The following is a 10,905-nucleotide window of genomic DNA, read 5'->3' on the forward strand; positions in this document are numbered from 1 at the left end:
GTCGAGATCGAATTCATGACTGGCACCGCGCACCAGTTCGATCTCCTCGCGCAGTTCATCGGCCGCGCTGCCAAGCAGTTCGTCGAGTCTCGGGCTATCCAGCCCCTGGATGACTTCACCGGTCTGGATTTTTCCACCATGGGTGGCACTGAAAAGATGGATGCTCTGGTTGTAGAGGTGATAGACCCCCTTGAAACCCTTGCCCATGCCAATAGGCCAGGTAACGGGTGCACATTCAATACCCAGTACCTTTTCAACTTCGTCCAGCAGTTCGATGGGCTCACGCCCTTCACGGTCCAGCTTGTTGATGAAAGTCAGGATTGGCGTATCACGCAGACGGCAAACTTCCATCAGTTTGATGGTCCGTTCCTCGACACCCTTGGCGCTGTCGATCACCATCAGCGCCGAATCCACCGCAGTCAGTACACGGTAGGTATCTTCGGAAAAGTCCTCATGGCCAGGCGTATCCAGCAGGTTGATAATCCGCTCGTTGTAGGGAAACTGCATCACCGCCGAGGTCACCGAGATACCACGCTGCTTCTCCAGCGCCATCCAGTCGGAAGTAGCGTGGCGATCCGACTTGCGCCCTTTGACCGTCCCCGCCTGCTGGATGGCACGGCCGAACAGCAGCAGTTTTTCGGTCACGGTAGTTTTCCCGGCGTCGGGATGGGAGATGATCGCAAAAGTGCGCCGGCGATGGGTTTCGTCGAGATAACGGCTCATGAAGGGTCCAGCTGTAAAAAGAGCGCCATTGTACAAAAAAGCCGCGCCGCTGTGCAGGGTAAGAAGCCTCTCTCGCCCGGAGGGAGGGGCGCCGGAGCGGGATTATTTCGTGGGCCGCTTCTTATGGCCCGGGGCCGATTTGGACAGTTCGGCGGTGAGCACCCGACGCATGGCGTCTTCCATGGACATCTTGATGGGTTCGATCTGCGAGCGCGGCATATACAGGGTATAGCCCCCGATCTGATAACTCAGCGGCATATATACGGCGACAATATCATCGCCCTGGCCCGCTTCCAGGCCGGGAATATCCTCAATCCGCTCGCGGGTCAAAAACCCGATCAGCTTCGCCTCGCCAAAGCTCACCAGCACCACCTGCTTGAGCCCGCCGCGGCTCTTGCCGGCGGCAAAGTAATCCATGAAATCGTGCAGCGAGCCGTAAATCGATTTAACCAGCGGAATCCGCTCCAGCAGCTTCTCCACCACCCAGATCAACTGGCGTACGATCCAGGCATTGACCGCCAGTCCCAGGAAAAACAGCAGCACCACCCCGGCCGCCAGTCCCATCCCGGGAATATAGTGCGCTTCCGGCACCATCGAGGTAATGACCGGATGCAGCCCTTTTTCAATATTCAGACCGAGCCAGTAAATCAGATAAACGGTCAGGGCAACCGGGAGTACCGTGGCCAGTCCCTTGAAAACATTCTTCCATAGATATGACATTGTCTTCTCCTGCTGGCCGGATGCCGACACCGGCAAGGGTCATGATCAGCCTCTGCTGACTATACCAGCCAGGCTGGACTCGTAACACGCTCCGTTACACGCTTTTACACTACCTAATGTTCCAAATACTCGATCAACGGGTGTTTGCAGGGGAGCAGGCATACTCACCCGTGCTTTTTCAGCGATTGATTCCCAGCCAGTCGGTCCAGGCGGCAAATAATCCGGGATCCAGCGCCGCCACCGCCGAGCGCGGTTGCAGGCTGTTGTTAAACACGGCCTCGCCCTCCAGGGTGCACGACTGCCCGCCGGCCTCGCTCAGGATCAGGTGCCCGGCGGCGTAATCCCACAGATTCTGCTTGCCGTGCAGATAGACATGGCTGCGGCCGATGGCAATCCAGCACCAGTCCAGCGCCACTGAGCCAAAGCTGCGCTGCGATGAATAGGGTATCTCGGTGACCAGTCGGGTTGCCAGCGCCGGTGCCAGCCGTTTGAAATCGATGAGGCCGGTACTTTGTTTCAGACTCAACCCGGTGTCGAGGGGAACGAGTCGCTCGCCATTGAGCCAGGCGCCCTCGCCCCGTTGTGCGCTGAAGCATTCGTCACGCACCGGATCGTAAACCAGGCCGAGTTTCAACTCGCCCGCCTCGATCAGCGCCAGCGATACCGAGAAACAGGGAATGCCCGAGGCGTAGTTACTGGTGCCATCAAGCGGATCCAGCACCCACAATGGCTTGTCGCTTTGCAACAAGGCCTGTTGTTCTTCGAAGGCCATCTCCTCACCCAGGAATAATATCCCGGGCTCGTGGCGGTTTAATTCGCGGGCGACCCGTTCCTGCATGGCGAGATCGGCCTCGGTCAAAAAACTGCCGTCGGCCTTGATGCCGCGTTTGACCCGGGTAAAGCGGGTCATCAGCTCCTCGCGCGCGGCGGTTCGGATCAGCGAGATGAGTATGTCTGAATTCATAAAGACCAATAAGTTAAGCGGAAAGAATCAGTCGCCGAGCGACAGCGCCATCACCAGCGCATCTTCACGACCGAACTCATCGGGGTAATAGTCGGGGCGAATGCCGATCTCCTGAAAGCCGGTTTTCTCATACAGACGAATGGCCGCCTGATTGGAGGGGCGAACTTCCAGGTATACCGAATCGACGCGGCGTTCCCGGGCCAGTTGCACTATATCGCCCAGCAGCAGTTCACCGTAACCGCGTCGATGGGACTCGGGATTGACGCACAGGGTCAGGATATGGGCTTCACCGGCGGCGATGGAGAGAATCGCGTAGGCCTGCAGCCGGCCTTCGATTTGCAAAACCCGGCAGGGATAGCCGACGGCCAGACAATCGCGAAATATCCCGCGAGTCCAGGGAAAGTTATAAATCGCCTCCTCGATCGCCATGACCTCATCCAGATCCGTCGGGGTCATGGCGCGGATACCGTCATCTGCCTGTTTGAAAACCGCGCTCATACCGGACAAGTATACCGGTTATTCGCCGGTTGTCAGGGAGTGAGCAAACAGCAAATCCTCCCACGCCTTGCGCTTGTCCGCCGGGCTGCGCAGCAGATAGGCCGGATGGTAGGTGACGATGACCGGGGTGCCGGTAGATTCCAGATGATGCACACTGCCCCGTAACCGGTTCAGTGGCGTGTTGCAGTCGAGTAGCCGCTGGGCGGCAATACGGCCAACTGCAATAATCAAATCCGGCTGAATGAGTTCGATCTGGCGACGCAGATAGGGAAAACAGCAGGCCGCCTCTTCGGGACGGGGATCCCGATTATTCGGCGGCCGGCACTTGAGAATATTGGCGATATAGACCTGCTCGCGGGACAATCCCACCGCCTGCAGCATGGCATTGAGCAGCTTGCCGGCCCGCCCGACAAACGGCTCGCCCTGGCGATCCTCGTCGACCCCCGGAGCCTCGCCGATAATCAGCCAGCGCGCCTGCTCATTGCCCACCCCGAACACCGTCCGGGTGCGCCCCTGGTGCAACTCGCACAACTGGCAGGACGCCACCCGCTGACGCAGCGCCTCCCAGTCCAGCTCGCTGACATCCGGCAACCCCTCGTCTGGTGCCTGCACCGGTGTCGCCGGCTCCGGCACCTCGGCCACTACCGACTCGGCTTGTGATTCGGACTCCGGCAGCACCAGATCGCGCCGCACCCAGACATCGATGCCCATCGCATCCAGATAGCGGCGTTGTTGTTCGGAAACCGGAGACATGGTCAGAGTTTACCACCTCTGAAAGAAAAGGGACGAGTGACGGAGGTACGAGTGACGAGGAAAACAGCTTGAAAACTCACCACCAAGACACCAAGGCACGAAAAAAATAATTGTGCATTTTTGGTGCCCTGGCGTCTTGGTGGTTAACGCTTTTCCTCGTCCCTCGTCACTCGTCCCTCGGCCCTGACAGGCCGCCGACTAGACGTCGGCGGCCTGAGGGTGTTCCCGCTCGACCGGGGAGACGATCTTGTTCAGGGCATTGATATAGGCCTTGGCCGAGGCGATGACGATGTCGGTGTCGGCGCCCTGGCCGTTGACGATCCGCCCGCCTTTTTCCATGCGCACGGTAACCTCGCCCTGGGCGTCGGTGCCGCTGGTGATGTTGTTGACCGAATAGAGCAGCAGTTCGCTGCCGCTGTGGATCACCTGCTCGATGGCCCGGAAGGCGGCATCCACGGGGCCACCGCCGTCGGCTTCGGCCTGCTCTTCCTGACCATCCACGTTGAGGGTCACGTTGGCGTGCGGGGTCTCGCCGGTTTCGGAGCAGACCCGCATGGCCACCAGCTGAATGTGTTCGTTCTCGGCGGAGATGCCGGTTTCGGTCACCAGCGCCTGCAAGTCCTCGTCAAAGATCTCGTGCTTCTTGTCGGCCAGATCCTTGAAGCGGGCGAAGGCGTCATTCACTTCGTCTTCCGAGGCGAACTCTACACCCAGCTCCTTGAGCCGCGAACGAAACGCGTTGCGGCCCGAGTGCTTGCCCAGCACCATGCGATTGGCCGACCAGCCGACATCCTCGGCGCTCATGATCTCGTAGGTCTCACGGCTTTTGAGTACGCCGTCCTGATGGATACCCGATTCATGGGCGAAAGCGTTGGCGCCGACGATCGCCTTGTTAGGCTGCACGGCAAAACCGGTAATGCCCGACACCAGCTTGGAGGTAGGCACGATCTCGCGAGTATCGAGATGCTCGACAGTGCAGGGGAAGATGTCCTTGCGGGTTTTGACCGTCATGACGACTTCTTCCAGCGAGGCGTTACCGGCCCGCTCGCCCAGGCCGTTGATGGTGCACTCCACCTGGCGGGCGCCGTTCAATACCGCGGAGAGGGAGTTGGCCACGGCCAGCCCCAGATCGTTATGGCAATGCACCGAGAACACGGCCTTGTCCGAGTTGGGCACCCGTTCGATCAGATTGCGAATGGTCTCGCCGAACTGCTGCGGCACGTTATAGCCAACGGTGTCGGGAATATTGATGGTGGTGGCGCCGGCGTCGATCACCTGCTCGACAATGCGGCACAAAAAGTCCAGCTCGGAACGCCCCGCGTCCTCGGCGGAGAACTCGACATCATCGGTGTACTGGCGCGCCCGCTTGACCGCACGCACGGCCTGCTCGACCACCTGGTCCGGCTCCATGCGCAATTTCATCTTCATATGAATCGGCGAGGTCGCAATGAAGGTATGGATGCGCGCGCTGTTGGCCTCTTTTAACGCTTCGCCGGCACGATCGATGTCCTTGTCCAGCGCGCGGGACAAACCACACACGGTGCTGTCCTTGATGCTGCGCGCCACTGCGCGCACGGCATCGAAATCACCGGTACTGGCCACCGGGAAACCGGCCTCGATTACGTCCACCCGCATGCGTTCCAGGGCGCGGGCGATCCGGATTTTCTCCTCCTTGGTCATGGAGGCGCCGGGGCTCTGCTCGCCGTCGCGCAAGGTGGTATCGAATATGATTAATCTGTCGTCGCTCATTGTCTCTCTCCTGATAACCCATTATGGCATGGGTTGGCAGTTAACCTGAAAATTCTGTGCTTGTTGGGCTGTGAGGTTCTGGCGCCCAGCCCGGCGCGTCGTCTGCGTTATTTGCCCCTCAGGGCAGCAGTCGTAGATTCAGGAGAGCATCCAGGGAGGTCAACCGGACGAACAGGGGCAAACCCTGCATCGGGGAAGCAGTGACAGAGATGTCGCTGTGGTTCGGGCTCGTCATTGTCCGGGCATTTCGCTCAATCATTTAGACTCAATATAACGTCTGTTCCGCCGTTTTCCAAGCCCCTGTTACGACTCCTCGTGGCGATGGGCCTGATCCCGCTCGGCGCGACGCTGGCGCAACTGGATCAGGGTCAGTACCGGTCCCGACAGGGCGTAAACCGAAAACACGCTGAACAGCACCACCGGCGGATTGGCCGATACCAGCACCAGCACCAGCACAATCACCAGAATAGCCACAAACGGCACCCGGTTACGCAGATTGAAGGTCTTGAAGCTGTAATAGCGGACATTGCTGACCATCAGCAGACCCACCAGCACCGTGATCGCCCAGACCAGATAATCGAACTGGACGGGAAAAACAGCGTAGTGCTCGCCCACCCAGACCCCGCCAGCGATAATCGCCGCCGCCGAGGGACTGGCCAGCCCCTGAAAATAACGCTTGTCGGCATGCTCCACCTGGGTATTGAAACGGGCCAGGCGCAGCGCTGCCGTCGCGGTATAGATAAAGGCCGCCAGCCAGCCGAGCTTGCCCAGATCCGACAGGGCCCATTCGTAGATCACCAGTGCCGGCGCCAGCCCGAAGGAGACCATATCCGACAGACTGTCATATTCGGCGCCGAAATCGCTCTGGGTATTGGTCAGGCGTGCCACCCGCCCGTCGATCCCGTCCAGCAGCATGGCCACGAAAATGGCAATCGCGGCCGGCTCGAAGCGGCCGTGCATGGCCGCCACAATCGCGTAAAACCCGGAGAACAGGGCCGCCGTGGTAAACAGGTTGGGCAACAAATAGATGCCGCGACGATGCTGGTCGGTCTGGGATTTTCTGCTCATCAAATCAAACGCTTGTTAAAAACGAGATATTGATCATAACGTAATCCCCCTCCCCCTGCAGAGCCCCGTGAAATGGAATTTCAGCGGCCCAAACGCAAAAGGCCGGTTTTTCAACCGGCCTTTTGCTCAAGCGGAACGTGACGCGCTCAGTTTTTGCTCTTGTCGACCAGGGCGTTGGCCTTGATCCAGGGCATCATCTCACGCAGCTTCCCGCCGACCTGCTCGATCGGATGTTCGGCGTTGAGCCGACGCATGGCAGTCATCTCCGGATAGTTGCTCATGCCTTCAAGGATAAACTTCTTGGCATACTCACCGGTCTGGATGTTGTGCAGGGCCTCTTTCATGGCCCAGCGGCTTTCCTCGTTGATCACCTTGGCGCCGGTGACGTACTCACCGTACTCGGCGTTGTTGGAGATGGAGTAGTTCATATTGGCGATACCGCCTTCGTACATCAGATCCACGATCAGTTTCAGTTCGTGCAGACATTCGAAGTAAGCCATTTCCGGGGCATAGCCGGCTTCCACCAGGGTTTCAAACCCGGCCTTGACCAGTTCCACCGCGCCACCGCACAGCACGGCCTGCTCGCCGAACAGATCGGTTTCGGTCTCGTCCTTGAAGCTGGTTTCGATGATGCCGGTACGCCCGCCGCCGATGGCCGAGGCATAGGACATGGCGGTCTCTTTGGCCTTGCCCGAGGCGTCCTGGAATATCGCAACCAGATCGGGAATCCCGCCACCGCGCACGAATTCACTGCGCACGGTGTGGCCCGGTGCTTTCGGGGCGATCATGATCACGTCCAGATCGTCACGCGGTACCACCTGATTGTAATGAATACTGAAGCCGTGGGCGAAAGCCAGGGTGGCGCCTTTTTTCAGGTTCGGCTCGATATCGTTTTTGTAAATCCGCGCCTGGTACTCATCCGGGGTCAGTACCATGATCACATCGGCACCGGCCACGGCTTCGGGGACATTCTTGACGCTCAGGCCGGCTTCCTGCGCCTTTTTGGCGGAAGCCGAACCCTCACGCAGGCCAACCGTGACATCGACGCCTGAGTCTTTCAGGTTGTTGGCATGGGCATGTCCCTGGGAACCGTAACCGATGATGGCTACCTTCTTGCCCTTGATGATGGAGAGATCGCAATCTTTGTCGTAATAGATATTCATACGTAATACCTGCCAATCCAGTTTTTAATTAATTGAAGATTAAACACGAAGTGCCCGGCTGCCACGCGAGATACCGGTGGCACCGGAACGTACCGTTTCGATGATCAGATTCGAATCAACGGCACTTAAAAAGGCATCCAGCTTGGAACCGTTACCGGTCAGCTCAATGATGAAGGTTTCATCGGTCACATCCAGAATCCGGCCCCGGAAAATATCCGCCATGCGCTTGAGTTCGGCCCGTTCCTGATCCGAGGGGGTCGAGACCTTGACCATCATCAGTTCCCGTTCGATATGGTTGCCCTCGGAAATATCCGCCAGCTTGACTATATCGACCAGCTTGTTCAGCTGCTTGAAGATCTGCTCGATGATCTCTTCCGAACCGCTGGTGACAATGGTCATGCGCGACAGGGAGGGATCCTCGGTCGGCGCCACGGTCAACGATTCAATGTTGTAACCGCGCGCCGAGAAGAGCCCCGCCACCCGGGACAGGGCACCGGCTTCGTTTTCCATTAACAGAGAAACAATATGTCGCATCAGGCCAGCTCTCTTTCCGGCGACAGGTGCATCTCATGATGACCCTTGCCGGCGGCAATCATCGGATAGACGTTTTCGGTCTGGTCGGTGATGAAGTCCAGGAACACCAGCCGGTCCTTCATGGCGAAGGCTTCCTTCAACGCGCCTTCCACGTCACCCGGCTGCTCAATACGCATACCCACGTGACCGTAACTTTCCGCCAGTTTGACGAAATCAGGCAGCGCATCCAGATAGGAATGGGAATAGCGGCTGTCATAGAAGAACTCCTGCCACTGGCGCACCATGCCCATGTAACGGTTGTTCAGGTTGACGATCTTGACCGGCAGCATGTATTGCAGCGCGGTGGACAGCTCCTGAATACACATCTGGATACTGGCCTCGCCAGTCACACAGGCCACCTGACTGTCGGGATAGGCCAGTTGCACACCCAGTGCGGCAGGCAGTCCGAAACCCATGGTGCCCAGGCCGCCGGAGTTAATCCAGCGCCGCGGCTTGTCAAAGGGATAGAACTGGGCGGCGAACATCTGGTGCTGGCCCACGTCTGAGGTCACATAGGCGTCACCGCCGGTCACCTCGTGCAGCTTTTCGATCACGAACTGCGGCTTGATCAGCGCGCTGTTGCGATCGTAGCGCAGGCAGTTTTTACTCTTCCAGGTTTCGATCTGCTGCCACCACTGATCCAGCAGCTTGGCATCCGGTTTTTTCTTCGACGCCTTGAGCGCCTTGTTCATGTCCGTCAACACATGCTTGATATCACCGACTATCGGTATATCCACCCGCACGTTCTTGGAGATCGAGGAAGGATCGATATCGATGTGTACGATCTTCGCATCGGGGCAAAATTGCTTGACGTCGCCGGTAACCCGATCGTCGAACCGCGCGCCGATGGCGATTAACACATCACACTCATGCATGGCCATGTTGGCCTCGTAGGTGCCGTGCATGCCGAGCATGCCCAGATGCTGTTTGTCGCTGGCCGGATAGGCGCCCAGGCCCATCAGGGTCTGGGTAATCGGGTAACCCAGCTTGCGGGTGAACTCGATCAGCTCGACATCGGCATTGCTCAACACCACCCCGCCGCCGGTATAGATCATCGGCCGTCGGGCGGAAAGGATCAGATCGATCGCGCGGCTGACCTCACCAGGGTGGCCCTTGACCACCGGCTGATAGGAGCGCATCTCGACTTCCCCCGGGTATTCATAATCGATCTTGATATTCGGGTCGGTCGTATCCTTGGGGATATCCACGACCACCGGACCGGGGCGGCCGGTGGTCGCCACATGAAACGCCTTGCGCAGGGTTTCGGCCAGGTCCTCGGCCCGCTTCACCAGAAAGTTGTGCTTGACGCAGGGTCGGGTGATGCCGACGGCATCCACTTCCTGGAAGGCGTCACTGCCAATATAATGCGTCGCCACCTGACCGGTGATGATCACCATCGGAATCGAATCCATGTAGGCGGTCGCAATGCCGGTTACGGCATTGGTCGCCCCCGGACCGGAGGTCACCAGCACCACGCCCGGCTTGCCAGTGGCGCGGGCATAGCCGTCGGCCGAATGGGTCGCTCCCTGTTCATGGCGCACCAGGATGTGCTTGACCTCCTCCTGGTTGAAGAGAGCGTCATAGATGTGCAGAACCGCGCCGCCCGGATAGCCGAAGACGTATTCAACGCCCTCGTCCTTCAGGAACTGGACTACGATTTCGGCTCCACTGAGTTTCACGTTATTTACTCCCGATGCATTCCAGAAATGTTGCGTCGTTGCGAAAAAATACCCGTCGCAACGGGCAGAAACGCCCATTATAATCAGTAAAACGGTATAAATACACGGAATGTCGACAGAAAGCCGGCAAAACCTGCCTCAGCGACACAATTTCCGGACCGCCGTCGTGGTTGTTGGCGACAGTACCTTGACCCGGCGGGCGCGACGTGCGAAAACCAATCCTGAGACAGGCTTTTTAACCACTTAACCACAATCTGTGCAGAATACGGTCATGAAATCAATTAACAAGCTTTTCGCTCTGCTCCTGCTGCTCGCCCTGGCGACCCCGACGGCTCTGGCCGCCACCTACAAGTATCAGGACGAGTCGGGCAACACGGTCTACTCCCAGAATCCGCCCGAGAACCCCGATACGCCTTACGAGGTAATGAGCAATATCTCCTCTCAAGCCCGGCCCGGCAGCGACTCCGCGCCGGCCAGCCGCCCTCCGTCGCCCGGCCTGCAACAGGACGAAGAACAGAATGACACTGTTGCCCGCGAGCAGCAACAGGCTGAACAGATGCGCGAAAAGAACTGCGAAGCCGCGAAAAAGAACCTGGAGATTTACACCGTTTATCGTCGCATTCGCAATGAAGAGGGCGAAGTCGTGCGCATCAGCGACGAGGAACGTCAACAGAAGATCGACGAAGCCAAGCAGGCGATTCAGGATTTCTGTGATTGACCTACAGGGACTGACCTACGGGGACTGACCAGTGTAACGGAGTTTTAGCATGCCGCTTCTCAAGATCCAGACCAATCTGAGCGTCGAACCGGACCGGGGCGAACAACTGATCAGTGCCGCCTCCGCCCTGGTGGCCGGGCAGCTGGGCAAGCCCGAGCGCTATGTGATGGTGGCCCTGGAGCCGCCGGTCCCCATGTCGTTCGGCGGCAGCACCGATCCCCTCGCCTACCTGGAACTCAAAAGCATCGGCCTGCCGCAGGACAAAACCCCGGCACTCTCCGAGGCCCTGTGCGGCCT

At 58.6% G+C, this 10,905-nt stretch carries 12 protein-coding genes; 2 read left to right on the forward strand and 10 right to left on the reverse strand.

Annotation, left to right across the window (positions count from 1 at the left end):
* The 10 genes from RI563_RS05605 to RI563_RS05650 form a co-directional block, all read right to left on the reverse strand.
* Nucleotides 1-723 (reverse strand): GTP-binding protein (locus RI563_RS05605; RefSeq protein WP_310693376.1); only part of this gene is annotated, 723 nt, incomplete at its 3' end.
* Between the two features lie 102 nt (nucleotides 724-825).
* Entirely contained in the window at nucleotides 826-1,443 is a 618-nt protein-coding gene (locus RI563_RS05610) for a DUF502 domain-containing protein (RefSeq protein WP_310693377.1), read from the reverse strand.
* Between the two features lie 178 nt (nucleotides 1,444-1,621).
* Nucleotides 1,622-2,407, reverse strand: a complete 786-nt coding sequence (locus RI563_RS05615; RefSeq protein ID WP_310693378.1) for an inositol monophosphatase family protein — start codon at nucleotides 2,405-2,407, stop codon at nucleotides 1,622-1,624.
* Between the two features lie 27 nt (nucleotides 2,408-2,434).
* A complete protein-coding gene (gene rimI, locus RI563_RS05620; protein WP_310693379.1) occupies nucleotides 2,435-2,905 on the reverse strand; it encodes a ribosomal protein S18-alanine N-acetyltransferase in 471 nt (156 codons plus the stop codon).
* Between the two features lie 18 nt (nucleotides 2,906-2,923).
* Nucleotides 2,924-3,658 carry a uracil-DNA glycosylase gene (locus RI563_RS05625; protein WP_310693380.1) on the reverse strand — a complete coding sequence of 245 codons (735 nt, stop codon included), beginning with the start codon at nucleotides 3,656-3,658 and terminating at the stop codon, nucleotides 2,924-2,926.
* Nucleotides 3,659-3,856: 198 nt separating this feature from the next.
* Nucleotides 3,857-5,407 carry a 2-isopropylmalate synthase gene (locus RI563_RS05630; protein WP_310693381.1) on the reverse strand — a complete coding sequence of 517 codons (1,551 nt, stop codon included), beginning with the start codon at nucleotides 5,405-5,407 and terminating at the stop codon, nucleotides 3,857-3,859.
* Nucleotides 5,408-5,710: 303 nt separating this feature from the next.
* On the reverse strand, nucleotides 5,711-6,475 hold the full coding sequence (gene pssA, locus RI563_RS05635) for a CDP-diacylglycerol--serine O-phosphatidyltransferase (protein ID WP_310693382.1): 765 nt from the start codon (nucleotides 6,473-6,475) through the stop codon (nucleotides 5,711-5,713).
* Nucleotides 6,476-6,621: 146 nt separating this feature from the next.
* Nucleotides 6,622-7,638 carry a ketol-acid reductoisomerase gene (ilvC, locus tag RI563_RS05640; protein WP_310693383.1) on the reverse strand — a complete coding sequence of 339 codons (1,017 nt, stop codon included), beginning with the start codon at nucleotides 7,636-7,638 and terminating at the stop codon, nucleotides 6,622-6,624.
* Nucleotides 7,639-7,677: 39 nt separating this feature from the next.
* Nucleotides 7,678-8,172, reverse strand: coding sequence for an acetolactate synthase small subunit (gene ilvN / locus RI563_RS05645; protein ID WP_310693384.1), 495 nt, complete (start codon nucleotides 8,170-8,172; stop codon nucleotides 7,678-7,680).
* Nucleotides 8,172-9,890, reverse strand: coding sequence for an acetolactate synthase 3 large subunit (locus tag RI563_RS05650; protein ID WP_310693385.1), 1,719 nt, complete (start codon nucleotides 9,888-9,890; stop codon nucleotides 8,172-8,174). Before RI563_RS05650 ends, ilvN begins: the two co-directional genes overlap by 1 nt.
* A gap of 271 nt (nucleotides 9,891-10,161) precedes the next feature.
* Between RI563_RS05650 and RI563_RS05655 the strand changes: the two genes are divergently transcribed.
* A complete protein-coding gene (locus RI563_RS05655; protein ID WP_310693386.1) occupies nucleotides 10,162-10,608 on the forward strand; it encodes a DUF4124 domain-containing protein in 447 nt (148 codons plus the stop codon).
* Between the two features lie 49 nt (nucleotides 10,609-10,657).
* A partial coding sequence (locus RI563_RS05660) for a phenylpyruvate tautomerase MIF-related protein (RefSeq protein ID WP_310693387.1) occupies nucleotides 10,658-10,905 on the forward strand: 248 nt, incomplete at its 3' end.

This window comes from Thiohalophilus sp. (assembly GCF_031581315.1).
In the GTDB taxonomy this organism is placed as follows: domain Bacteria; phylum Pseudomonadota; class Gammaproteobacteria; order UBA6429; family Thiohalophilaceae; genus Thiohalophilus.